This is a genomic window from Bradyrhizobium sp. S3.7.6 (assembly GCF_054061875.1).
This window is the reverse complement of the sequence record NZ_JBSSEQ010000003.1, coordinates 281,170-304,286: the sequence shown is the minus strand read 5'-3', so window position 1 is coordinate 304,286 and position 23,117 is coordinate 281,170. Positions and strand designations below refer to the sequence as shown.

Annotated in this window: 20 protein-coding genes and 3 pseudogenes; 7 read left to right on the top strand and 16 right to left on the bottom strand. The window is 62.7% G+C overall.

Annotated elements, in window-relative coordinates:
- Positions 1–84 precede the first annotated feature (84 nt).
- Together ACVJ5M_RS44985 and ACVJ5M_RS44980 are read left to right on the top strand one after the other, a co-directional pair.
- Positions 85–366: a helix-turn-helix transcriptional regulator gene (locus ACVJ5M_RS44985; protein WP_354079426.1), complete on the top strand. Its 282-nt coding sequence runs from the start codon at positions 85–87 to the stop codon at positions 364–366.
- Between the two features lie 23 nt (positions 367–389).
- Entirely contained in the window at positions 390–1,271 is an 882-nt protein-coding gene (locus ACVJ5M_RS44980; RefSeq protein ID WP_354079610.1) for a replication initiator protein A, read from the top strand.
- A 243-nt stretch (positions 1,272–1,514) separates the two neighbouring features.
- On the opposite strand, the gene ACVJ5M_RS44975 is transcribed toward ACVJ5M_RS44980, so the two are convergent.
- The 6 genes and pseudogenes from ACVJ5M_RS44975 to ACVJ5M_RS44950 all read right to left on the bottom strand — a co-directional run bounded on the left by ACVJ5M_RS44975 (position 1,515) and on the right by ACVJ5M_RS44950 (position 7,820).
- Entirely contained in the window at positions 1,515–3,044 is a 1,530-nt protein-coding gene (locus tag ACVJ5M_RS44975; protein WP_354079428.1) for a TniQ family protein, read from the bottom strand.
- Positions 3,031–3,930, bottom strand: coding sequence for a TniB family NTP-binding protein (locus tag ACVJ5M_RS44970; RefSeq protein ID WP_456679756.1), 900 nt, complete (start codon positions 3,928–3,930; stop codon positions 3,031–3,033). The genes ACVJ5M_RS44975 and ACVJ5M_RS44970 overlap by 14 nt, the downstream gene beginning before the upstream one ends.
- A complete protein-coding gene (locus ACVJ5M_RS44965; protein WP_354100735.1) occupies positions 3,921–5,594 on the bottom strand; it encodes a Mu transposase C-terminal domain-containing protein in 1,674 nt (557 codons plus the stop codon). The genes ACVJ5M_RS44970 and ACVJ5M_RS44965 overlap by 10 nt, the downstream gene beginning before the upstream one ends.
- Positions 5,591–5,758, bottom strand: a complete 168-nt coding sequence (locus ACVJ5M_RS44960) for a hypothetical protein (RefSeq protein WP_354100736.1) — start codon at positions 5,756–5,758, stop codon at positions 5,591–5,593. Before ACVJ5M_RS44960 ends, ACVJ5M_RS44965 begins: the two co-directional genes overlap by 4 nt.
- 102 nt (positions 5,759–5,860) lie before the next feature.
- Positions 5,861–6,085: pseudogene (locus ACVJ5M_RS44955) on the bottom strand (Tn7 transposase TnsA N-terminal domain-containing protein); the annotation flags it as partial.
- A gap of 685 nt (positions 6,086–6,770) precedes the next feature.
- On the bottom strand, positions 6,771–7,820 hold the full coding sequence (locus ACVJ5M_RS44950) for an IS110 family RNA-guided transposase (protein ID WP_354079612.1): 1,050 nt from the start codon (positions 7,818–7,820) through the stop codon (positions 6,771–6,773).
- A 281-nt stretch (positions 7,821–8,101) separates the two neighbouring features.
- On the opposite strand from ACVJ5M_RS44950, the gene ACVJ5M_RS44945 reads away from it, so the two are divergent.
- The 3 genes from ACVJ5M_RS44945 to ACVJ5M_RS44935 are packed head-to-tail and all read left to right on the top strand — an operon-like array spanning position 8,102 to position 9,971.
- Positions 8,102–8,566 (top strand): DUF2840 domain-containing protein, encoded by a 465-nt coding sequence (locus tag ACVJ5M_RS44945; RefSeq protein WP_354079436.1) that lies wholly within the window; start codon positions 8,102–8,104, stop codon positions 8,564–8,566.
- Entirely contained in the window at positions 8,563–9,075 is a 513-nt protein-coding gene (locus ACVJ5M_RS44940; protein ID WP_456679755.1) for a S26 family signal peptidase, read from the top strand. Before ACVJ5M_RS44945 ends, ACVJ5M_RS44940 begins: the two co-directional genes overlap by 4 nt.
- Positions 9,075–9,971: a lytic transglycosylase domain-containing protein gene (locus ACVJ5M_RS44935; RefSeq protein WP_354079440.1), complete on the top strand. Its 897-nt coding sequence runs from the start codon at positions 9,075–9,077 to the stop codon at positions 9,969–9,971. The genes ACVJ5M_RS44940 and ACVJ5M_RS44935 overlap by 1 nt, the downstream gene beginning before the upstream one ends.
- Before the next feature lie 372 nt (positions 9,972–10,343).
- Here the strand turns inward: ACVJ5M_RS44935 and tnpC (ACVJ5M_RS44930) are convergent, their stop codons facing one another.
- The 10 genes and pseudogenes from tnpC (ACVJ5M_RS44930) to tnpA (ACVJ5M_RS44885) form a co-directional block, all read right to left on the bottom strand.
- Positions 10,344–11,879 carry an IS66 family transposase gene (gene tnpC / locus ACVJ5M_RS44930; protein WP_354079442.1) on the bottom strand — a complete coding sequence of 512 codons (1,536 nt, stop codon included), beginning with the start codon at positions 11,877–11,879 and terminating at the stop codon, positions 10,344–10,346.
- 72 nt (positions 11,880–11,951) lie between these two features.
- The gene (gene tnpB / locus ACVJ5M_RS44925) at positions 11,952–12,305 is read right to left on the bottom strand and encodes an IS66 family insertion sequence element accessory protein TnpB (protein ID WP_354079444.1); all 354 of its coding nucleotides are present in this window, start codon (positions 12,303–12,305) and stop codon (positions 11,952–11,954) included.
- Complete coding sequence (gene tnpA, locus ACVJ5M_RS44920) at positions 12,302–13,168, bottom strand: IS66 family insertion sequence element accessory protein TnpA (RefSeq protein WP_354079446.1); 867 nt, start codon at positions 13,166–13,168, stop codon at positions 12,302–12,304. The genes tnpB (ACVJ5M_RS44925) and tnpA (ACVJ5M_RS44920) overlap by 4 nt, the downstream gene beginning before the upstream one ends.
- A 118-nt stretch (positions 13,169–13,286) precedes the next feature.
- Positions 13,287–14,816, bottom strand: coding sequence for an IS66 family transposase (gene tnpC, locus ACVJ5M_RS44915; protein ID WP_354079448.1), 1,530 nt, complete (start codon positions 14,814–14,816; stop codon positions 13,287–13,289).
- Between the two features lie 69 nt (positions 14,817–14,885).
- The gene (gene tnpB, locus ACVJ5M_RS44910) at positions 14,886–15,239 is read right to left on the bottom strand and encodes an IS66 family insertion sequence element accessory protein TnpB (RefSeq protein ID WP_354079450.1); all 354 of its coding nucleotides are present in this window, start codon (positions 15,237–15,239) and stop codon (positions 14,886–14,888) included.
- Positions 15,236–15,871, bottom strand: a complete 636-nt coding sequence (gene tnpA, locus ACVJ5M_RS44905; RefSeq protein ID WP_354079452.1) for an IS66-like element accessory protein TnpA — start codon at positions 15,869–15,871, stop codon at positions 15,236–15,238. Before tnpA (ACVJ5M_RS44905) ends, tnpB (ACVJ5M_RS44910) begins: the two co-directional genes overlap by 4 nt.
- Before the next feature lie 105 nt (positions 15,872–15,976).
- Positions 15,977–16,132 (bottom strand): annotated as a pseudogene (tnpA, locus tag ACVJ5M_RS44900) (IS66 family insertion sequence element accessory protein TnpA); the annotation flags it as partial.
- 115 nt (positions 16,133–16,247) lie between these two features.
- The gene (gene tnpC, locus ACVJ5M_RS44895) at positions 16,248–17,777 is read right to left on the bottom strand and encodes an IS66 family transposase (protein WP_354079454.1); all 1,530 of its coding nucleotides are present in this window, start codon (positions 17,775–17,777) and stop codon (positions 16,248–16,250) included.
- A gap of 69 nt (positions 17,778–17,846) precedes the next feature.
- Positions 17,847–18,200: an IS66 family insertion sequence element accessory protein TnpB gene (tnpB, locus tag ACVJ5M_RS44890; protein ID WP_247506416.1), complete on the bottom strand. Its 354-nt coding sequence runs from the start codon at positions 18,198–18,200 to the stop codon at positions 17,847–17,849.
- A complete protein-coding gene (tnpA, locus tag ACVJ5M_RS44885; RefSeq protein WP_354079456.1) occupies positions 18,197–19,072 on the bottom strand; it encodes an IS66 family insertion sequence element accessory protein TnpA in 876 nt (291 codons plus the stop codon). The genes tnpB (ACVJ5M_RS44890) and tnpA (ACVJ5M_RS44885) overlap by 4 nt, the downstream gene beginning before the upstream one ends.
- Positions 19,073–19,333: 261 nt before the next feature.
- On the opposite strand from tnpA (ACVJ5M_RS44885), the gene ACVJ5M_RS44880 reads away from it, so the two are divergent.
- Positions 19,334–21,097 (top strand): relaxase/mobilization nuclease domain-containing protein, encoded by a 1,764-nt coding sequence (locus ACVJ5M_RS44880; protein WP_456679754.1) that lies wholly within the window; start codon positions 19,334–19,336, stop codon positions 21,095–21,097.
- A 28-nt stretch (positions 21,098–21,125) separates the two neighbouring features.
- Positions 21,126–23,115 (top strand): annotated as a pseudogene (locus ACVJ5M_RS44875) (conjugal transfer protein TraG).
- The last annotated feature ends 2 nt before the right edge of the window (positions 23,116–23,117 follow it).

The following is a 23,117-nucleotide window of genomic DNA, read 5'->3' as shown; positions in this document are numbered from 1 at the left end:
CCCTCCGACATCGCGCTTCTCCATGATGACCGCAAACGCGCCGGCGCCGCCATGCGCGGTGCGCTGTCACCTTGGAGTTCTCAAATGCCCGATTCGATGGCCGGTCTACCGCCGCGCTTCCTGCGTACACCGGAGGCCGCGCGCTATCTTAGTCTTTCCGGTCGCACGCTCGAGAAGCACCGCACGTACGGCACCGGGCCCACCTATCGGAAGATCGGCGGGCGCGTCGTCTACGCCCTGGATGACCTGAAAGCATGGGCTGATCTCGGCGCCAAAACGTCAACGTCAGATCCCGGTAAGGGTACTGTGCTGCCGGCCAAGAAGCACCCGGTCCTGCGTCCCTATGCAGGCCAGGAACGTCGCTGATCTGCCGCGCGAGAGCAGTGACCATGCGGCGCAAACACCATTCCGAACGTGACCAGCTTGAGCTCTTTCGGGCGCTCCCCGGCGATCTCGCGCCGCGCGACGCGCAGGATTTGATGGCTTATCCGTTCTTTTCCCTGGCAAAGACCAAACGCATTGTGCCGATCGATTTCCGTGCTGGTGCAATCGCAATTCGTGTCGAAGCCGTGCCGGAGCACGGCATGGCGACCATTTGGGATGCCGACGTTCTGATCTGGGCTGCGTCCCAGATCGTCGAAGCGCGTGACGCAGGTCTGAAGACGTCGCGTCTGATGACCGCAACGCCTTACGAGATTTTGACGTTTGTCGGCCGCGGCACCAGCGCGCGCGACTATGACCGGCTGAAGGCGGGTCTTGACAGATTGCAGTCAACGACCGTGCTGACCTCGATCCGCCAGCCGGCGGAACGGCGACGGCATCGCTTCTCCTGGATCAATGAGTGGAAGGAGACGGCCGATGCAAGTGGTCGTCCATTCGGGCTCGAGCTGATCCTACCTGACTGGTTCTATGCCGGCGTCGTCGATGACGCGCTCGTGCTCACGATCGACCGCGCCTACTTCGATCTGACGGGCGGGCTTGAGCGCTGGCTCTACCGGCTCGTGCGCAAGCATGGCGGGCGTCAGGACGGCGGCTGGAGCTTTGACCTTGTGCACCTCCACGCCAAGTCCGGCATCCTCTCACCGCTCAAGCATTTTGCTTACGACCTACGCCAAATCGTCCAGCGCCAGACATTGCCCGGCTATGAACTCGTGCTTACGCGCGATGCTGATGGCACCGAGCGGCTAAATTTTGCGCCAACGCCCGTCGATCCCTTAAGGGCACGCCTACGCCGGCGCGGTCTCATTCCAAAATCGGAGGATAACCTGTGAATCAGCTCGTGCTATCGGGGACCGCAACCCTCGTGCTATCGAGGACCCGATCCTCGTGCTATCGGGGACCGAAATCGAGATTAAGTATTTGTTTCCCGTCGCTTTCCAGCCGCTCTAACTTTACTAACCAGAAATCCTTCGGATTTCTTCTAACGGACCGCTCCAAAGCCCGTTGTCGGTGCGCGAGGTTTCGCGAACTGGTGCAAGGTTTCGCGAAACGGCTCCAGGATTCGCGAACTGGATTCACGAACCAGGAGCTGGATCATGAGTAGATCCTGCGACCTGCGTAGCTCTCTGCGGCTTGGGCTTCCATGGACGGTGACGCCGCCCCGGCCTGGCACGATGGACGCGAAGCAATCTGGACGCCTGGTCCGGGCTGAGAATGATGCCGAACTGGGTCAGCACTGCACTGATCACTGCGCCGCGACGTTGACGCGCGCGATCAGCAGCGATCCATGTTCCCAGCGCCTCGGCTTGCGCTCCGCTCAGTTGCGACCGGCGTCGAGGACGCTCCAGCGCAGCTTCCAGGCCGTGCGTTGCAGCGTGGTGCAGCCAACGACAGAGCGTTTGTCTGGTGACGCCGACGCTCTCCGCTGCAACCTCGACCGGCGTTCCGTCGCGGACCGCCGCGAAGGCGAACAAACGCTGACGACGCAATCTGTAGCGCTCGCGTTGAGCTCGGTCGCGCAATTCATTTCCAGTCTTCGGAAGAGTTATGATCCAACTGCGCCAGCTCCAGGGTCCTCTTGGCGAAGGAGCATTTGCCCGCGTCAGGATCACGCGCAGCCGGTCGCAGATCTCGGAGGACAGGTCGGGCACACGAGTGAGCAGGCGATCGAGCCGAGGGGCGTGCAGAATCGCGATAGTGGCCGGCAGGCGTGTCGGGAGGTCCTCGAGCAGCCAGGCAACGATCGCCAATCCGCCGTAGTTCGAGGCCCACACAATATTATTGTGTTTGCTAAGGCCGAAGTCGTTAGCGATGCGAGCAAACAGCCGGTCGCGGTACCTTCCCGGGATGTCGATCCAGACCATGCCGAGAAGCACATCGACCAGTGCCATCGTGGTCGACCAGTCGAGCGCGCCAACGCCGGGGAGCTCTGTTCGGTTCAATTGCTTGCCCGCGACAAGGAGTTCCTGAAGTCGCAGCGCCGCTTGATGCGCGCCGTCGCCCGCGACGCCTGCGAGCGTTGCGCCGCATCGCCGGCAGATGCTTGGGTCAACCGGTCTGCGAGCATTAAGACCAGAGGCGTGGAGTACGCAATAACAAGACGGACAACGTCCCGCCAGGACGGTCCGATGCTGCGGGCAGATGCCCGCCCATCCGTTCATCCAGAGCAGTCTCAAATAGCCTCGCCGGTCTTCAGCAAGGCATTGCGGACAAATATTCACCCGGCGGTCACTTGGATTGCGAGGCAAGGACAGGGCGGAGCCGTGCCTGCTGCAGAACCGCTGCGGGGCCTCGTCGTCGCGGGCGCTCGCCGAGCCGATGAACGTCATCGCTGTAAGTGCATGCGTGCTGATGCCGGTCCTTTTTGCAATCCGCGCCAGCGTTTCGGTGGACGGACGACGCCACCATTCCGGATCGACATCGGCGTCGATGCCAAAAGCCATGCGGTCCAGCGCCAGCGGCGACAGTCTCAGAGCAGCGCTCAGTCGCAAAATCCAGGATGCCAGGGCCTCACCGTTCTGCGGAGCAACGTGCACGGGCAAGAGTCCAGTCGTCGCCGGAGCTGGCGGCAACGCCGTGACGGCAAACAGATCAGATCGCAACACGTCTACGCTCGGAGGGCCGGATGAAGCCTGCACGCTTGATCATGCGCGGGGAGATCGTTTCCGCACCCGTCTCGACTGCCTTAACGGCGGCGCGAATGACGATCGCAATAATCTCGCCAAGTACACCTTCGGCAGCCGAGATGATGCGGGCTGCCATGGCCGGATCCGTCAGATGCGATGGCTTGCGCAGCGGGAGCACCGCCTCCAGCGTGGTCAACAGACGGCGATACTCTTCATTGTCGGTCCATAGCGGTAGCGGCCAAGGCTCGAAGCGATTGGCCAGTTGTTCGTCACTCCGGATCGCGCGCAGCGCTTCCGCCGTGCCGACCCCGACCAACGGGATCTGCAGTTCGTTGCCGAGCCAGCGAAGCACGTTGAGCAAGCGCCGCTGCTGCATCGCCGTGCCGGACAGCAGATTATGCAGTTCATCGATCACCAGCAGCTGTACTTTGGTGGCGCGCATGAGGCGGACGGCCGCGTCCTGCTTGGCCGCGATCCGATCGCGGGGGCCGAATGGCATTCCCAGCGCATCGAGGATCGCGCCGAAGAAGCGGCCTTCGTCTGGACTCGACGGCATTTGCACCTTCAACACGGGAATGAGTGCCGGGCCCTCGGCAGGTTCTCCGCCGGCCGCCAGATGTGTTCGCCGGAACTTCTCCACGATCATCGTCTTGCCGTTGTTGGTCGGACCGACCAACAGAAGATTGGGCATCCGCAATCGTTTCGGGAAGCTCAAGAGGTCTTCAAGCGCCGCCAGGACGGCTTCCGCCCGTGCGTAGCCGATCCATCGATCTGTGCGGATCCGCCGTATCCGCGAGGCAGCATCTTCGTCTGCAAATGGCCGCGTCGAGGGGCGGAGATGCGCATACTTCTCGCTCATTCCCATTCCTCCACAGGGAACATCCGCTCGTGCGGCTGCAGGTCTTCGCTGGCCGGTTGGAAGGCATCGGCCTCGTCGACGTCGATCGGCAGAAGATCGGAGCATCCGCCGGCTGGCACGATGCTCTTGCGTCGCTCGCGCTGCCGGCGTGCCGTCTTGCTGGCGAGGACCGCGTCGTTGGCAATCGTGCGCATAGCCTCGATTGTGCGGAAGATCGCGGTCTCGTCGACCAAAGCCCGGCCGCCCTCGCGCAGCCGCTTGAGTGCCAAGCGGTGCTCCCACAGGCTAATGGGCGGACGCCGCAGATCGCGGTAGCTCAAGTCATAATAGGTGCCGTCTGGGCCGAGCAGATAGATGCGACTGAGGTCGCGCGGATCATAGCGGATGACCATTGGCTCCGGATGTCCGATCCAGGTGCTGAGCACGTCGGCCCAGTAGGCGATCGAGTGCAGCGCCACGCCATCGCGCCGGATCATGCGGCGGGCAATCGGCAGGAAGTCGATCAGGAAGCGGCGAGGATCGGCCACCGCTGTTGGCTCGCCGCGGCCAAGCGTCGTGGCATCGCCGACGGTACCGCGCTTCCAGGCCGCCAGCGGCGTCATGCCGATGCTCCGATGCAGATCGCCGTGATAGACGCCAGCGATCGCATGGCCCAGCCAGCGCTCGACTTCGTCGAGCGTCATGGCAGCCGTCTTGTCGGGATTCAGATCGCCCTTTGCCTGCACATTGGAGAATGTCGCTCCCGGCAGCAGATGAACTTTACCCATCATGGTGCCGATCAGCCGCTCAATGTGCCCACCGTAATGCGGCGTCCGGACCGGCCTGTGATCAATGGCGATGCCATATTGTTCGCAGCCGCGCTTCAAGGCTTCGGATCGGAACTCCTTGGCGTTGTCGAGATGCAAGCGCTCGGGGATGCCGCGCACCGGCCAGACCGCGTCGATGCCGCGCTCAGCCAACCAGCTCTCCTTGGAGAGGGCTGCATGACTCAAGCACAGCGCGACCGACGTCGCAGACGGCGGCTCCAACGACAGATGGAATCCAGCAACACAGCGCGTGCAGACATCAATCGCAAGCGTCAGCCATGGGCGCTGGATCGGCATCCGGGTCACGCTGTCGACCACGATCACGTCGACCAGCGTGTGGTCGATCTGGATCAGCGACAGGGGCCAGTGGGCCTCAAGGGATCCCAATGCGGGAAGGTAGCGATCACGGGCAGCCTTGCGGCCCTCACGCTTTGCCACGACGTCTCGCGGACGACGCGTCTGCAGACGCGCGGTAATTGCCTTGCGGCTCGGTGGAACCAAGCCGGCCGCGATGCAGCGGCGTCTGACCTCATCAAAGAGGTCAGCGATCCGCGGTTGCTGACGCGTCAGATAGAAATTGTCGATCACCTCGCTGATCAGTGCATCGACCTTCTGATCAAGCAGGGATATGCCTCGCTCGGGGCCGCGGCGACGCGGCAACAGGCTGGTGAGCCGTGCATCGGCCAGGTAGCGCCGCAGCAGCGCGTATACGTGGGTCGGTCCATAGCCAAGTTCAGCCGCGGCCGCGACGATGTCGCTTCGTTTGCGAGCCGAATGCTCCGCCAGGCGACGGATGACGGGCAAACAACGACGGGCCTCGTCCCAAGCTGTCGCATCAACCATGGACAGCTCGGGCGCACTCATGGGACCGTGACCTGTGTCTCGGCCGTAATCGGCTTCGTGAGATCGACGACGAACGCGCCGCGCGCAATCAGTCGCCAAACCACTGCGAGGCAGGCCTCGCGCGGCGCCGGCAGCACGTCGACAAGCTGGCCGACATTGATCGAGCGGACGCGGGCATATCTCATCGCTTGCTCCGCAAGCACCGCGTCAACCGGCGCGCTCCTTAGCGGAAGCAAACGCTTTGCGGCTTCAAGGTGCGGACCGCGGATGCCGCGCTCGGTAGCGATCCTGAATCGCGCACCGTTGCTGTGCGCCCAACCCCGAGCAGCTGCAAAGGCTGGCCGGAGCCTGTGCCATCTCGCGCGCAAGTCAGCCCGATATTTGATCTCGACGATATCGGTGCGGCCGTCGCTCCAAATCACGCGGAAGTCCGGCGTATATCGGCGCTGCCGACCTTCATGCTCAAAACGGATTGTCACCGGCTGCGCCGTTATGACGGCGCCCGCATCCATGAAGCTCGCGAGCGTCACGAAGTCCCGCTCCAGCGCGCTCTCATGCTCCGTCACGCCAGTCGGCAACGACTGGAATCCGGTCACATGCGACCGCCGGCTCAGCGGAATGCGCCGCAAATCGCCCTCCATCTGGAAAACGACTCAGTACGCAATCCTCGCACATTTTGGGATCAGTTCACAAACATGGAACGGACTCTATGCACACAAGTCCTTGGTCGGACTCAGGTCCACTCGCCAGCCGATTCACGAAACCTCGCGCACCGACAAACAAGTCGCCCGCGCGTGCAACGAGGATGCCTCATGCATCCACACTCCCACGCGCAAAGCTTCGCTGCAATACGATTGTTATCTCCAATCTGCGCGCGCGAACGCGATCGCGCGCAAATCTTCGCGATCGTTGGCGTCGACATCATTGCCTGGTGCGCGTCACGTCCTTTTGCAGCCACTCGCTCGTCGAGGAGAACTCGCTAACATCCGTGGTTGGCACGATGGCCACCACAAGCCGGAATCTGAGGAAAGGGCGGTCAGGCTAACCAGCGCCGTGCTTGATGGCTTCAAACGTCGTCATGAAGCCGCCGGCAAGAAAAGTTGCGATCTCACCCAAATCCCCGTCTCCTCGGGAGACGCTGCTCCGCCGTGGCGGAAGGAAAAGGCGCGCGTGGAAGCGGCCGGGTCGCGGAGGCCGTTACGCCGCCGCAGCGACCCGGCCGCGCTTGCCGCCGGTGCCAAACCGGAAGGTGGTGCCATCGATCCAGATCTTGTGCAGCAGCACGGCGAGCGCGCGCGCCACCGCCGTCGCCGCGCGCTTCAGACCCTTCTTCCTGGCCAGCCGCAGGCCCCAGAGCCGCAGCTTGAAGTTCTTCGGAATGCGCGTCAGGATCGCGATGGCCGCCTCATACAACATCGCCCGCGTCAGCTCGTCGCCGCATTTGGAGATGCTGCCGATCCGGTCGGTCTGGCCGGATTGATAGCGCCGCGGCGTCAGCCCGAAATGGGCGCCGACATTGGTCGACTTCCTGAATCGCGCCGGATCGTCGACGGTGGCGCGGAATGTCAGCGCCACGAGCGCGCCGACGCCGGGCACGGTCATCATCCGCCGCACCGCGCTGTCGCCGCGCGCTGCCGACAGCGCCAGGCGGTGCAGTTTTGCCAGCTGCAGCCGCATGGCGTTGCGGGCGTCCAGCAGCGGCCCGACGATCGCTTCCAATTCCTTCTTCCCGGCCAGGAGATCGCGCACCCGCGCCTCAAAACGGCCGACCGAGATCTCGCCGACCTTGAGGCCGAACGGGCGCAACAGGCCGCGGATCATGTTCTCCATGTCCAGCACCTTGCCGAGCAAGGCCTTGCGCCCGACCAGCAGCGCCCGCACCGTCTGTGCGCTCTCCGACTTGACGTGAACCGCGCGGAACCAGCCGGTCCGCATCATCTGGGCAATGCCCTTGGCGTCGTTGCGGTCGGTCTTGTTCAGCATCGCGTTCAGCGCCGCCTTGGCGTGCCGGGTCTCGATGCAGATCACGGGCAGGCCCTTGTCGGAAAGCGCCGTGAACAGCCACGCACTGTACGAGAACGCTTCCAGCCCGACGCGCTTCAGCTGGATACCCCATTCCGCCAGGAACAGTTCGATCGCGTCCGGATCGGTCTCGAGTTTCGCCTCCCGGACCACCTTGCCGTCGCCGTCCACCACGCAAATGTTGGTCGCCTCGAGCGACACATCAAGCCCTGCATAGAAGTCCATCATGCGCCTCCACCACCGCCGACCGCCGGACCGCACCGCGCGTTCCGTTCGCGAATCGCTGTGCAGCATTTTCGCAGCCGCAGGGCCGGCGAGGGGGCACCGGTCAGTACCCCGGCTAACCAGAAATCCTTCGGATTTCTTCTAACGGACCGGACAGAACGCCGCATTGGACTGGATTGGCGAGCGCGGGCCGCGAGTCGTGCTTGCCTTCACCAGCCGCATACGTATTTCGCCGAGCGCAAAGCTCATGGCTCCCAGCTCCAGCATCAAGGAGCGGCGGCATGAGTGACCTCACCGAGGTGGAAGTGCTGTGGCTTGAGAAGCGCATCGAAAACCGCATTCGGTTCGGTCGCATCGTCAAGGAACGGAAGCTTGATCGTCACCGGCGTGTTCTGTCATTTGCACCCGGCAGCATCTTTGCCTTCGTCCGTTGGACCTCCAACGACTTCGGCACGATCATTTCGCGCATCGACATCTTGCGCGCGGTCGCCGCGGGACAGCGCTGCTCGACTGTACCGTATGTGACGCCCGGCGGCGAGAGTTTGCTGCGGCTCTCAGGTTGGCCGAAGGTCGAACGAGTGTTGCAAATGATCGACGCCGTCGAGGCACTCGGCATCGATCCGGCCGACGTTGCTCCCGATCACTGGCATCACATCCACAATCGTTTGTCCGTCAACGAAAACCCGCGGCCCTACACGAAAGGTCGCCACCAGGCATGGCTTCACCGGCAGAGGGTCATGCGATGACACCGCGGCTCAAGACGTTGACCACGATGCTCGGCGGTGCCGTCGCACTTATCGCGCCAATCGTTCTGGAGATCACGCCGGCCTACATCTGGAATGCATCCGAGAGTGTACCGATCGGACTCTACCGTGTGCAGCCGGCGGACACACTATTCGTTGCGGAACTCCTCGCCGTACAGCCACCGGAGCCGCTCGCGACCTTTCTCGATCTGAATGGCTATCTGCCAGCCGGATTGCCGATGCTCAAACGCGTGCTGGCGCTTCCCGGGCAGACCGTTTGCCGAAGCGGGCTCACTATTTCGGTTGACTCCATCCAAATGGGCGAAGCCCGGGAGCGTGACGGCCGTGGCCGTCCCCTCCCGAAATGGCAGGGCTGTCGCGTGGTCCGTGACGGCGAATTCTTTGTGATGAACTGGCAATCCACCGGCTCACTGGATGGCCGTTATTTCGGGCTCTTGCCGGCATCGGCCGTCATTGGGCGCGCGCTGCCGGTGTGGACCTGGGAGGATTGATGGTGCCCGTATTGAGTTTCCGATCAGCAATTCCTTTGTTCGGCCGAGTGCTGCACTATTCCTCCGTCCCGACCGACAATTGCGCGGCCGTTGCGCGCAGCGGCGGTCCAGGGCGGCCGAACGGCCGGCGCGAAGCGCCTTTACCCTGGACGGGCGCGAGCACGACGGCAGGCTTGTGCTTGTTCGAAGGGAGCCTGCGCGCTGTCGTGCCGTTGTTCATTGCGCTGACCGTGAGTAACGCCGCTGCTGTCGCCGAGACGCGACCCGCGGAGCCTTCAGCGAGTCATCGATCTGGCGATCCGTTTGCGGAGTTTCTCGAGCAGGCCTCGCGCCGCTTCGGCGTGCCGGTGCGCTGGATACGCGCAGTCCTGGACGTCGAAAGCGCCCAAGACGCGCGTGCCAGGTCACCGAAGGGTGCCATGGGGCTGATGCAGATAATGCCAGAGACGTGGGCAGAGCTACGTCTGCGGTACGACCTCGGCGACGATGCCTACGATCCCCACGACAATATTCTCGCGGGGACAGCGTACCTTCGCGACCTGCACGACCGGTACGGTTCACCGGGCTTCCTAGCGGCCTACAATGCAGGACCTGCTCGCTACGAAGAGCATCTCGCCGGCCGTCCATTGCCGGCTGAAACCCAGATCTATCTGCAGAAGCTTATGCCGATCATCGGCGGCGACATTGCAGGTTGCAGTGGAGTCGCGAGTCTGCGGCCATCGGGGCGAGCACTCTTCGTTGTGCCGTCTGAAAATTCAACGGCCGCGGCCCGACTGCAGCCTGGGCGCCTAACGAACCGAGCCCCGACGGCTGTCTCCGTCCACGACATTTCGGGCATTGCGCCACCGACAACAGGGTTGTTCGTCCTGAGATCTGATGCGGGAGGCTCGCGATGAGCGAATGCGCAAGTTCGCATGCAACGTGCTGATGGCATACGGGCGATGCCTTCGGCCCGCGCTCTACTCGTCGCTTCGCTCCTCACCGAGCCACCCTACGGGTGTCTCGGCCCTTCGGGTAACGATCCCTATCGCAAACGCCCCCAAACAGTGGGGGCTTCGCAAGTCAGCCGCCATGTGGCGGCGGCTCTTTCGCAATGAATCGGCCACCAGCCGACGGGTTCGGGCAGGCGCTATTGGAGGATCTACCGCAATGACCCGAACTGCATTTTGTCGCAAATCGCCGCGAGCACGGAGTTGGCTTGGAAGTTGGGCCGCGGGAATCAGCGGCCGGGAGACCACGACGTATGCGTCCGGATCCTGCACATGAACTCAGGCCTTGACAGGATGCTGAGCGTTCCAAGCCCACGGCAGCAGTTCGTCCAGACGGTTGATCGGATGTCCGTCGACCATTCGCTGCAGCACGTCACGCAGGTATGCGTACGGCTCGACGTCGTTGAGCTTGCACGTTTCGATCAGCGAACAGAGGATTGCCCATCGTTCCCCGCCGCCGTCGCTGCCGGCAAAGAGATGGTTCTTGCGGCCGAGTGCCACAGGTCGGATCGCTCGCTCGACAGGGTTCGTATCGAGTTCGATGCGGCCGTCGTGCAGGAAGCGGGTCAATCCACCCCAGCGCGACAGCGCATACCGGATCGCTTCGGCGAGATTGCCGCGGCCCGGCAGTTGCGGGAGCTGCACCTCGAGCCAAAGGCGAAGGCTGTCCACGATCGGCTTGGCGAGTGCGCGCCGCGTGGCCAGCCGATGCGCCGGCGATTGACCACGTACCTGCGCTTCGACGGCATAAAGGCTGGCGATGCGACGCAAGGCCTCGTGCGCGATGGGCGTGTCCTCGGCTTGCGCAACCTCATAGAACTTGCGCCTGGCGTGCGCCCAACATGCGGCGAGAGTGACGTTTCCGCCGTCGGTCAGCCGCTCGAATCCCGCGTAACCGTCGACCTGCAGGACGCCCTTGAAGTGCGTCAGATGCATCGCCGGGCGTTCCGCTTTCCGGTCGGGCGCGAACACATAAACCGCAGCCGGCGGTTCAGGCCCAGCCCAACTCCGTTGATCGCGGGCATACACCCACAGCCGTCCGGTCTTGGTGCGGCCTCGGCCCGGATCGAGCACAGGGATTGGAGTGTCGTCGGCAAACAGGTGATCCGACGCGAACATGTGCTTGCACAGCCGATCGTGCAGGGCCTCAAACCACCAGCAAGCGCCGCCGACCCATCCGGCCAGTGTCGAACGCTCAAGTTCGACGCCATGGCGTGCAAAAATCTGCGCCTGCCGATAGAGCGGTGTGTGGTCGCAATATTTGCTGACCAGCACCTGTGCGAGCAGAGCTGGCGTGGCCAAACCGCCGGCGATCGGTCGTTCGGGTGCCGGAGCCTGCGTGATAGTTCCGCAGGCGCGGCAGGCATATTTCGGGCGGCAGACGCGTACCACCCGCAGCTGTGCCGGCACCCAGTCCAGCATCTCGCTGACGCTCTCACCGATTGCATGCAGCGCGCCGCCGCAGCACACACATCTCTCACTATCAACGTTGAGCACCACCTCTTCGCGGGGCAGATGGTCCGGCAACGGTTTGCGCTTCGGCTGCAGCTTCTGCGTCGGCGCAGACGCCTCCACCGAGGCCTGATCTGCCTCGACAGCCGACAGATCGATGTCCAGGTCTTCAAGTCCAAGGGCAAGTTGATCGGCGTCAAGACGCTCGGAACGACGCCCAAATTGTGCGCGCTGAAGCTGTTTGATGATTGCTTGAAGACGGTGGATTTCGCTGTTCCGATGCGCGATGACCGAGGCAATGTCGCGCACCAGGCGATGCAGAAGCGTAGGGTCCGACGGCAGATTGTCGAGGTCGAGCTGCATGACCGATTCTACTCAGAAATGCTGATTCGACGAAGCGGATTCCCTATATTTTATGCGGGTTTTTGCAATTTCTCAGCCGGCGATTGCGGGCTGCCATCGACGCTCCGGCGTGCGCCAGTCGATGCCTTCGATCAGCATGGCAAGCTGCGCTGGAGACAGCGTCACCGTGCCGCCGGGATCACTCATTCTCGGCCAGATGAAGCCGCCTTGATCGAGCCTCTTGCTGAACAAGCAAAGCCCGTTGCCGTCCCAGAACAGGATCTTCAGCGTGCTCGCCTTCTTGCCTCGGAAGGCAAACAAGTGCCCGGAGAATGGATCCTTCTTGAGGTGTTCCTGAACGAGCGCGGCGAGGCCATCCAGGCCCTTCCGCATGTCGGTATATCCCAAAGCCAAATGCACTTTCACGCCGGCCGGCACGATCATCATCGGGCAGTCTCCTGCTCAATGACGTGGCGACGGACTGCATCCGGATCACTGCCGATCGGTGCGAAGACGCGACGCCCATCGTCCAATTCGACAACCGTCATGCCGTCAGGCGGCTGCAACAGATCGTTCAGGACGAGCGTTGCGGATTGTGCGCCGGCGACCCTCACAGCCGCCAATTGCGCCGGCACTCGCTTGCTGAACCCGAACTGTACCCGCCACCGGAACAGCATGCTGCTGACGATGCCGTGGCGCCGGCAAACCTCGGCGGCGATGTGTTCGGACTCGCGCACGATCGCCAGCTTTTCCTCGTCACTGAAGCGACGTCGGCTGGCAAGTCCATCGCTCGGCGGCTCAGCTGTCGGCGCATCTGTCAAGCGCGTTTCGGCGACCGACTCCTTAGCAGCGCTGCTAGCACTAGTGCTTATTAGCGGACGGGCACTCGGATGAAGGTGAGTGCGCCAGTCGATTTCCACCTCATTGGCATCGATCAGATCGCGCCACCGCCTCAGGCTGTGCTGCGAGATGCCATGTGCCCGGGAGTATGCTTGCATGTTCATTCCGCACCATCTCATCGCTTCGACGTGCATCGCCCAGAACGCTTGCACGGCTCCGCAACGCTGGTCCGTCGACACCGGACTCCGCTTCTTGCGGAGCCGCTCCCGACGTTCCTCTCGGCGCAATTCCGCACGTATTTTCCGAGTTTCGGCGTGAATCAGATGCCGCAGCCAGCGATCGAATATGCTGCCGCTGAGACGATGCTGACGACAATATTTGCGTTTGCTGAGACCGCTCCGTCGCCATGCTTCAACGTGTACCGACCAAAAAGAGCGACGCGCTTCGTTCTTGAAATATTCCGTACCCACCGGAGATCCTCCAATGCAGCAAGGAACCCGATATGGAACGACAACGCACTCTCGGAAAGTCGTGCAGGATTCGGACGCTTACACCACGACGGTAAGCGTCCGGCCGGTGCACGTGAGGTCAGGTCTTGACATGATCGACTGGTTTCCAGCTCCAGGGCAGCAGTTCGTCGAGGCGGTTGACGGGGTGTCCGTCGACCATTCGCTGCAGCACGTCACGCAGGTAGGCGTAGGGTTCGACGTCATTGAGCTTGCACGTCGTGATCAACGAGCAGGCGATTGCCCAACGATGCCCGCCGCCATCGCTACCGGCGAACAGATGGTTTTTCCTGCCAAGAGCAACGGGCCGGATCGCGCGTTCAACCGGGTTGGTGTCGAGCTCAATGCGGCCATCATGAAGGAAGCGCGTCAGTCCATGCCAGCGCGAGAGCATATAGCGGGTTGCTTCAGCAAGGGTGCTGCGGGCGGAGACGAGCGGAAGCTGCAACTCGAGCCACGCATGCAGAGCCTCAACAATCGGCTTCGAGAACGATCTGCGCTCAGCAAGCCGGTGAGCGGACGATTGTCCGCGAACACGCGCTTCGATCGCGTAGAGTTCGCCGATCAAACGCAAAGCTTCTATTGCCACAGGCGAACCGGTGGCCTCGGCAACCTCATAAAATTTGCGCCGCGAGTGGCTCCAGCAGGCAGCGAGAACAACGCCGTCTTTGTCGCCGAGCTGCTCAAAGCCGGCGTAGCCGTCGACGTGCAGGATGCCTTTGAAGTTCGCCAGATGCGTGGCTGGGCGCACGGCCTTGCGATCCGGCTCGAACAGATAGACTGCAGCCGGAGGCTCAGGTCCAGCCCACGGCCGCTGCTCACGGGCGTAGACCCAGAGCCGTCCAGTTTTGGTACGACCTCGACCGGGATCGAGCACGGGGACCGGCGTGTCATCTGCAAACAGATGGTCGGAGGCGAACACGTTTTTGCACAGCCGTCCGTGCAATGCTTCGAGCCACCAGCAGGCGCCGCCGACCCAGCTCGCGAGTGTCGAGCGGGAGAGATCGACATCGTGGCGAGCAAAGATCTGCGACTGCCGATAGAGCGGAGTGTGATCGCAGTATTTGCTGATCAGTACGTGCGCGAGCAGCGCCGGTGTTGCCAGGCCACCGGCTATCACTCGTTCCGGCGCGGCCACCTGCATCACCTTGTTGCAGGATCGGCAAGCGTATTTAGGACGGGTGGTTCGGACGACACGGAGCTGAGCTGGCACCCAGTCCAACATCTCACTGACGCTCTCGCCGACCAGGTGAAGAGCGCTTCCACAGCAGCTGCAAACGTCGCCTTCGACGTCGAGCAGAACGTCTTCACGCGGCAGGTGGTCTGGCAAAGCTCTGCGTCGCGGCTGCGTTGCCGCGGCCTCCGAGGAGCCAGTTGGGTGCTCTTCCTCGATGCGCGCAATGTCGCCGTCGACATCTTCCAATCCCAGCGCCAGCTGGTCGGGATCGATGCGCTCGGAGCGGCGTCCGAACTGCATTCGTTGCAGCTGTTTGATGATCGATTTGAGGCGCTCGATCTCACTGTCGCGGTGGTCGATAGTGGTAACGATGTCGCGCACCGGACACCGCAAAATCTCTGGATCGGCAGGCAGATTGTTGAGATCGAACCGCATGTCCGATGGTACTCGAACACGCTGATTCGAAGAAGAATCACAACTCAGTTCAGTACTGGTTTTTGCGGATCAGCCTGCAATTGCAGGCTTCCAGATACGCTCTGGAGCGCGCCAGTCGATGCCCTCGATCAGCATCGCGAGTTGAGCTGGTGTGAGTGTGATCGAACCGTCATAACCGGCCATCACCGGCCACACGAAGCCGCCCTGGTCGATGCGTTTGGTGAACAAGCAAAGCCCGTTGCCGTCCCAGAACAGGACCTTCAGCACCGCTGCCTTTTTGCCTCGGAAGGCAAAGAGATGACCGGAGAACGGGTCCTTCTTCAGCACGTCCTGAACCAGCATCGCGAGCCCGTCCATGCCTTTACGCATGTCAGTGTAACCGAGCGCCAGGTGCACTTTCACGCCCGCTGGAATCAACATCATGGCGCCATTTCTCCGCTTTCGATCTGTGCTCGCACGGCATCCGGATCGATGCCGGCCGGAGCGAAGATGCGACCTCCATCGGCGAGGCCAATGACCATCATGCCCTCCGGCGGACGCACGAGATCGCGTAGAACATGCGCTGCCGGAGAGTCGTCGGGGATCACCACTCGGGCGAGCTTCGAGCGCTTCTTTTGCGCGATGCCAAATTGCGAACGCCAGCGGAACAGCAGCCCGGTGACGATCCCGTGCTTGCGCGCAACGGCAGAGACCTTGGCGCCTGGCTGCTCGGTTTCCTTCGCGATCGCGAGCTTCTCCTCATCGCTGAAGAAGCGCCGAACGGGCGCTCGAGGCGCCGTCGGATCGCCGATTTCCGCGGCTGTCAAGCGACGTTCGGGGGCCGAGTTCCTAGCACTAGTGCTAACGGCCGGGCGAGCGGAGGGATGAAGATGCGCGCGCCAGTCGATTGCGAGTTCGCCGGCGTCCAGTCGGTCACGCCATTTGCGCAACGAATGCGGCGACAGCTGCATTGCGGCGGCGTAGGCGCGCAGGCCCATTCCGCTCCAATTCATCGCCTCCACATGCATTGCCCAGAACGCCTGAGAGGCCCGATTGCGGACGTCCGCGGTGACCATGAACCTGCGCTGCTTCTGCTTTCGCTGCGCCTTTTCGCGTTCGTCCCGGCAGCGCTCGCGACGCAATTCCGTCAGATATTTCTCGAGCTTAAGCGCAGTCGCGTCGCCGACGAGCCGCTTCAGCCAGCGCCGAAACGTGTTCTCGGTGAGGCGTTGCTGAAGGCAATAATTACGGATTCCGAGATCGCTTCGGCGCCATGCCTCGATGTGCAGCGACCACCATTCACGTCGCGCTTTGTTCTGGAAGTGTTTCGGTCCCACCGGAGAATCTCCACAGCAGCAGAGAACCCGAAATGGAACGACATCGCACGAGGAGGAAGATGTGCAGAAATCGGACGCTTACCCACGAGTTAGCGTCCGGCCGATGCACGCGAGGTCAGGTCTTGACATGATCGACTGGTTTCCAGCTCCAGGGCAGCAGTTCGTCGAGGCGGTTGACGGGGTGTCCGTCGACCATCCGCTGCAGCACGTCACGCAGGTAGGCGTAGGGTTCGACGTCATTGAGCTTGCACGTCGTGATCAGCGAGCAGACGACTGCCCAACGAGTCCCTCCGCCGTCGCTGCCGGCGAAGAGATGGTTCTTCCGGCCGAGCGCCACCGGGCGGATTGCCCGTTCGACTGGATTGGTGTCCAGTTCAACGCGGCCATCCAGCAAGAAGCGCGTCAGGCCTTCCCAACGGGAGAGCGCGTACCGGATCGCTTCCGCAATCGTGCTGCTGCCGGGCACGCGTGCAAGCTGCGCCTCAAACCAGGTTTGCAGGGCCTGCACGGCGGGTTTCGAGAAGGACCGCCGCTCAGCGAGCCGATGGGCAGACGACTGCCCACGGACGCGGGCTTCAATTGCATAGAGTTCACTTATCCGGCGCAAGGCTTCCGTCGCAATGGGCGAACCGGTGGCCTCGGCAACTTCGTAGAACTTGCGTCTTGTATGGGCCCAACATGCCGCGAGCATGACTTCGCCGTTGCCGGTCAGCTGCTCGAAGCCCGCATAACCATCGACATGCAGGACACCTTTGAAGCCCGCCAGGTGCGATACCGGACGTTCGGCCTTTCGGTCGGGTGCGAACAAATAGACCGCTGCCGGCGGTTCTGGTCCGCTCCACGGCCGCTGCTCGCGGACGTAGACCCACAGGCGTCCGGTCTTGGTGCGTCCTCTTCCGGGATCGAGCACCGGGATCGGCGTATCGTCGGCGAACAGATGGTCGGAGGCAAACACGTTCTTGCACAATCGCTCGTGCAGCGCCTCGAGCCACCAGCATGCGCCGCCGACCCATCCGGCCAGCGTCGAACGGCCGAGATCGACGCCGTGCCGGGCGAAGATTTGCGACTGCCGATAAAGCGGCGTGTGATCGCAATACTTGCTGACCAGCACGTGGGCGAGCAGGGTCGGAGTTGCCAATCCACCGGCGATCGGCCGCTCCGGCGCAGGTACCTGGGCAACCTTACCGCAGGCTCGACAGCCGTATTTAGGGCGCGTGATGCGTACCACGCGAAGCTGCGCCGGCACCCAGTCCAGCATCTCGCTGACACTCTCGCCGATCGCATGCAGCGCGCCACCGCAGCAGCTGCAAGCCTCACCGTCGACGTCAAGCAGAATGTCCTCGCGCGGCAGGTGGTCGGGCAGCGCCTTGCGCCGCGATGGTGCCTCGGGTGGCTCCGTTACAATGGCCGGCTGGCTTTCCTCAATGCGGCCGATATCGCTGTCGATATCTTCCAGAGTGAGCGCGAGCTGGTCGGGATCAAGGCGTTCGGAGCGACGCCCGAACTGCGCGCGCTGAAGCTGCTTGATGATTGCCTGAAGACGCTCGATCTCGCTGTCTCGATGCTCAATTGTCGCGGCGATGTCGCGCACCAAGCGATGCAGAAGTGTCGTATCGGACGGCAGATTGCTGAGATCAAGCTGCATGTCCGATTCTACTCGAACGCGCTGATTCGAAGAAGTAAGTTCGCTTTATTCTATGCGGGTTTCTGCGATTCAGCCCGCGACGGCGGGGCGCCACCGACGCTCGGGTGTGCGCCAATCGATGCCTTCGATCAGCATCGCAAGTTGCGCTGGAGACAGTGTCACGGTGCCACCTGGATCGCTCATCCTGGGCCAGATGAAGCCACCTTGATCGATGCGCTTGGTGAACAGGCAGAGTCCGTTGCCGTCCCAAAACAGGATCTTCAATCTGCTCGCATTCCTGCCGCGGAAGGCAAACAGATGGCCGGAGAACGGATCCTTCTTGAGGTGTTCCTGAACCAGCGTAGCGAGCCCGTCGAGGCCCTTGCGCATGTCGGTATATCCCAAGGCCAAATGCACCTTCACCCCGGCCGGCACGATCATCATCGTGCTATCTCCTGCTCGTTGACGTGTCGACGGACTGCATCCGGATCGCTGCCCATCGGTGCAAAGACACGTCGCCCGTCATCCAATTGGACAGCCGTCATGCCGTCGGGGGGCTGCAACAGATCGTTCAGGACGAGCGTTGCGGATTGCGTTCCGATGACCCTCACGGCCGCTAGCTTCGCCGGTAGGCGCTTGCTGAAGCCGTGTTGTACCCGCCATCGGAACAACATGCTGGTGACGATGCCATGGCGGCGACAGATCTCGGCAGCGGTCGCGCCGGGGAGTTCGGACTCGGCCACAATTGCGAGCTTTTCCTCCTCACTGAGGCGACGCCGGCTAGCGCGCGGTTCATTCGGCGGATCACCGATCGGATATGGTGTCAAGCGCTGCTTGCTCGCTGCGCCCTTAGCAGCGCTGCTTAAACCGCTGCTTATTTGTGGGAGGGCGCTCGGATGAACGTGCGTCCGCCAGTCGATTTCAACCTCATTTGCGTCGATCAGATCGCGCCATCGACGCAAGCTGTACCGCGAGATGCCGTGCGCCCAGGCATAGGCTTGCAAGCCCATGCCGCTCCAATTCATCGCCTCGACATGCATCGCCCAGTACGCCTGAACCGCCTTCGAGCGGATGCCGGTCGACAGCCGAATGCGTCGCTTGCGGTGACGCTGTCGTCGTTCCTCGCGCTCCAATTCCGCCTGTCCTTGCAAGGCTTTTGCATCGGCGAGCACATTCAACCAACGCCGGAACGTGTTCTCGCTGAGACGATGTTGGCGGCAATATTTTCGGATCCCGAGACCGCTTTTGCGCCACGCCTCAACGTGAATCGACCACCACTCACGCCTGGCTTTGTTCTCGAAGTGTTTCAGACCCACCGGAGAATCTCCAATGCAGCAGAGAACCCGATATGGAACGACATTGTACTTCTCGGAAGTGTGCAGGGACCGGACGCTTACACCCACGACGGCAGGACGGCGAGATAAAAGGGGCTCGCCGGTCGAACCACAAGCCATTGACATGGCTTGGGTCCTGGCGTGCCGGTCGGTCGGGGCGCGTGCCGCGCCTTGCATTTTGACGAATGCAATCAAAGACGTTTTCGGCACCGTATGCGATTTTGATCGCTGGGAGGCCCTGCCGTGAGCGTGGGCGACAGCGACCTGCGTATTCGGCCCGGGCGCATCCGTAGCACCCGCGCGCCGAAGCAAAAGAGCTTCATCAACCAGGTGCTGCGGGCGGCGAAGAAAGCAGGACACACTTCGAGTCTGTCTGCGGTTGGCAGGCGCTCTGCTGTCTACGGGCGCTCGACCTTTGGCCGCGGCAGACTCGGTTTCAGCCGCGCCAGATTGTTCAGCCCGACACGGCGCGTTGTGGTGAAGGCGCGCGTGGTTCGCCACAAAGGGCGAGCCTTCCGTTCAGCCCCACTGACCGCTCACCTGTCATACCTGAAGCGCGACGGCGTGACTCGAACCGGCGAGAGAGCCGAGATGTTCGATGAGGGCTGCGACCGCGCCGATGGCGCGGCTTTCGCGGGACGGTGCAAGGACGACCGGCATCATTTCAGGTTCATCGTCTCACCAGAGGATGCCGGCGACATGACGGACCTGAAGGCGTTCACCCGCGACCTCGCCAGGCAGATGGAGACCGATCTCGGCGCGCGGCTCGATTGGGTGGCTGTCGATCACTGGAATACCGACAATCCTCACGTCCATCTTCTCGTTCGGGGAGCTGACGAGAAAGGAGCGGATCTCGTGATCTCTCGCGACTACATCAGCCAGGGCCTGCGTTCGCGTGCCGAGGAACTGGTCGCGATCGAACTGGGCCCAAAACCCGAGCACGAGATCCGCAATTCACTGGAGAGGGAGGTTTCGGCTGAACGATGGACGCGGCTCGATCGGGAGATCCGGCTGGCGGCCGATGAGACCGGGTATGTGGATCTTCGCCCGGAGAATCCGGGCAAGTCCGATCCCGAGATCCGGCGCCTGATGGTCGGCCGCCTTCAACATCTGGAGAAGATGGGCCTTGCCGCATCCGCCGCACCGGGGGAATGGATGGTCGGGCTCGAGGCCGAGCGTAACTTGCGCGACCTTGGGATGCGCGGCGACATCATCAAGACCATGCACCGCGCCTTTACCGAGCGTGGATCAGCGCGTGGTGTCGCCGACTTCGTCATCGAAGGTGGACAGCCTTCGTCCCAGATCATCGGACGGCTGGTCGATCGGGGATTGCACGACGAACTGACTGGCGAGGCCTACGCGCTGATCGATGGAACTGACGGACGCGCGCACCACATCCGATTCCGCGGGATCGAAGCTTTCGACCATGCGCCGCCGATCGATGGAATCGTCGAGGTGCGACGCTTGGGCCAAGCTGACGACGCGCGACCGACTATGGTACTGGCGATCCGCTCCGATCTCGACCTTGCCGGGCAGGTCACCGCGAGAGGCGCGACCTGGCTCGACCACAGGCTGGTCGAACGCGATCCCATGCCGCTCGCCATGGCAGGATTCGGGCGCGAGACCCGCGGCGCGATGGAAGCCCGTACCGAGCATCTGGTTCAGGAAGGCCTGGCGCGACGGCAGGGCCAACGCATCATCTTGCAGCGGGACCTTCTAGATACGCTGCGCCGGCGCGAACTCGACGAGGTCGCCGCCAAGGTCTCGGCCGACACCGGCCTGCCTTACGTGAAGGCGGCCTCCGGGGAGCATGTGGCAGGTACATATCGCCAGCGCCTGACGCTCTCATCGGGGCGCTTCGCCATGATCGACAACGGTCTTGGGTTTCAGCTCGTGCCCTGGTCTCGCGAACTCGAAAAGAAACTCGGCCAACACGTTGCCGGCGTGGGGAAAGACGGCGGCGGTATCGAATGGGGCTTTGGTCGGAAGCGCGACCTCGGACTCTAGCTATCTCACCAGTATGGAAGGTTGGTCGATGTCCGGAACCAAGATTCTCTGGGGTCAGGTGATCGTTGTCGGCCTGATCGTTTTGCTCGCAATCTGGGGAGCAACCGAGTGGACGGCTTGGCGGCTCGCCTGGCAGCCCGAACTCGGGCGACCCTGGTTCGAGTTGCTGGGCTTTAAGGTCTATTACCCGCCGGTCTTCTTCTGGTGGTGGTTCGTCTACGACGCCTATGCGCCTCGGGTCTTTGTTGAGGGCGCCTTCATCGCGGCGTCGGGGACATTCATTTCGATCGCGGCGGCGATCGGCATTGTCCATCTGGCGGGCCCGCGAGGCCAAGAACGTTGAGACCTATGGCTCGGCGCGCTGGGCTGATGCAGAAGAGGTTCGAGCAGTCGGACTTCTTGGTCCGGATGGCGTGGTGCTGGGTAAGCTCGACCAGGACTACCTTCGGCACGACGGACCGGAGCATGTGCTGTGCTTTGCGCCCACCCGGTCCGGCAAAGGCGTCGGCCTCGTCGTTCCCTCGTTGCTGGCTTGGCCGGGTTCGGCCATCGTTCACGACATCAAGGGCGAGAACTGGCAACTGACCGCCGGCTTCCGCGCGCGGCATGGCCGCGTCCTTCTGTTCGATCCGACCAATCCAAAGTCGTCAGCCTACAATCCGCTTCTTGAGGTCCGTCGTGGGGAATGGGAGGTTCGCGACGACCAGAACGTCGCCGACGTCCTGGTCGACCCCGAAGGCTCCCTCGATAAGCGGAACCATTGGGAAAAGACCAGTCATTCGCTCCTGGTCGGCGCCATACTCCATGTCCTCTATGCGGAGGCCGACAAGACCTTGGCAGGCGTCGCGGCCTTCCTATCCGACCCGAAGCGGCCGATCGAGGCGACGCTGAAAGCGATGATGACCACCGCGCATCTTGGCGAGCAGGGTGCTCATCCCGTGGTCGCCTCGACCGCCCGCGAACTCCTCAACAAATCTGAGAACGAACGTTCAGGCGTCCTGTCCACCGCGAAGTCGTTCCTCGGGCTGTACCGCGATCCCGTGGTGGCCGAGGTGACCTGCCGGTGCGACTGGCGGATCGCCGATCTGATCGCGGATAGCCGGCCAACAACGCTGTACCTGGTGGTGCCCCCCTCGGATATCTCACGAACCAAACCACTGATCCGCCTGGTGCTGAATCAGATCGGTCGACGCCTGACCGAGGACCTGCACGCCCGCGACCGCCGGCATCGAGTCCTGATGATGCTCGACGAGTTCCCGGCACTTGGGCGGCTTGATTTCTTCGAATCCGCGCTCGCCTTCATGGCAGGCTACGGCATCAAGAGTTTCCTGATCGCGCAATCGCTCAATCAGATCGAGAAGGCCTACGGGCCCAACAACGCCATCCTCGACAACTGCCACGTCCGGGTCAGCTTCGCGACTAATGACGAGCGGACCGCAAAGCGGGTCTCCGATGCGCTCGGCACGGCGACCGAGATGCGCGCGATGAAGAACTATGCCGGTCATAGATTGAACCCGTGGCTGGGGCACCTGATGGTCTCGCGTCAGGAGACGGCAAGGCCGCTCTTGACCCCGGGCGAAATCATGCAGCTTCCGCCAATCGACGAGATCGTCATGGTGGCGGGCACGCCGCCGATCCGGGCGAAGAAGGCCCGCTACTACGAGGATCGGCGATTCACCGAGCGGGTTCTGCCGCCGCCTGATCCGGCGACGGGCGGCCGATCATCGAGAACGGACGGATGGTCAGCGCCCGGAATGCTCAAGCCGACGGGAAGCCCAACCGACAAACTCGCGGAGGCCGAGGAAGATACCGCGAACAGCGGCCTCCGTCGCGAGCCCGAACTCCCCGATCACGTTGCGATCGCCAAGGAGACGACCGAACCGACGCCGGCAGAGGAATTTCCTGCCGTTCTTGACGATGACGAGGATGCGATACGCCAGTCCCGGCTCTTACGCCAACAGATGCGCGGTGTTGCTCGTCAAGTCGCCATGGACCCGAATGACGGTATGGAGCTCTGAGG

Bases quoted from the DNA above. Each gene is read 5' to 3' on its own strand.
- ACVJ5M_RS44985 (WP_354079426.1), top strand. From the start codon at position 85: ATGCCCGATTCGATGGCCGGTCTACCGCCGCGCTTCCTGCGTACACCG.
- ACVJ5M_RS44980 (WP_354079610.1), top strand. From the start codon at position 390: ATGCGGCGCAAACACCATTCCGAACGTGACCAGCTTGAGCTCTTTCGG.
- ACVJ5M_RS44970 (WP_456679756.1), bottom strand. From the start codon at position 3,930: ATGGGAATGAGCGAGAAGTATGCGCATCTCCGCCCCTCGACGCGGCCA.
- ACVJ5M_RS44965 (WP_354100735.1), bottom strand. From the start codon at position 5,594: ATGAGTGCGCCCGAGCTGTCCATGGTTGATGCGACAGCTTGGGACGAG.
- ACVJ5M_RS44960 (WP_354100736.1), bottom strand. From the start codon at position 5,758: ATGAGATATGCCCGCGTCCGCTCGATCAATGTCGGCCAGCTTGTCGAC.
- ACVJ5M_RS44950 (WP_354079612.1), bottom strand. From the start codon at position 7,820: ATGGACTTCTATGCAGGGCTTGATGTGTCGCTCGAGGCGACCAACATT.
- ACVJ5M_RS44945 (WP_354079436.1), top strand. From the start codon at position 8,102: ATGAGTGACCTCACCGAGGTGGAAGTGCTGTGGCTTGAGAAGCGCATC.
- ACVJ5M_RS44940 (WP_456679755.1), top strand. From the start codon at position 8,563: ATGACACCGCGGCTCAAGACGTTGACCACGATGCTCGGCGGTGCCGTC.
- ACVJ5M_RS44935 (WP_354079440.1), top strand. From the start codon at position 9,075: ATGGTGCCCGTATTGAGTTTCCGATCAGCAATTCCTTTGTTCGGCCGA.
- tnpC (WP_354079442.1), bottom strand. From the start codon at position 11,879: ATGCAGCTCGACCTCGACAATCTGCCGTCGGACCCTACGCTTCTGCAT.
- tnpB (WP_354079444.1), bottom strand. From the start codon at position 12,305: ATGATGATCGTGCCGGCCGGCGTGAAAGTGCATTTGGCTTTGGGATAT.
- tnpC (WP_354079448.1), bottom strand. From the start codon at position 14,816: ATGCGGTTCGATCTCAACAATCTGCCTGCCGATCCAGAGATTTTGCGG.
- tnpB (WP_354079450.1), bottom strand. From the start codon at position 15,239: ATGATGTTGATTCCAGCGGGCGTGAAAGTGCACCTGGCGCTCGGTTAC.
- tnpA (WP_354079452.1), bottom strand. From the start codon at position 15,871: ATGGTCACCGCGGACGTCCGCAATCGGGCCTCTCAGGCGTTCTGGGCA.
- tnpC (WP_354079454.1), bottom strand. From the start codon at position 17,777: ATGCAGCTTGATCTCAGCAATCTGCCGTCCGATACGACACTTCTGCAT.
- tnpB (WP_247506416.1), bottom strand. From the start codon at position 18,200: ATGATGATCGTGCCGGCCGGGGTGAAGGTGCATTTGGCCTTGGGATAT.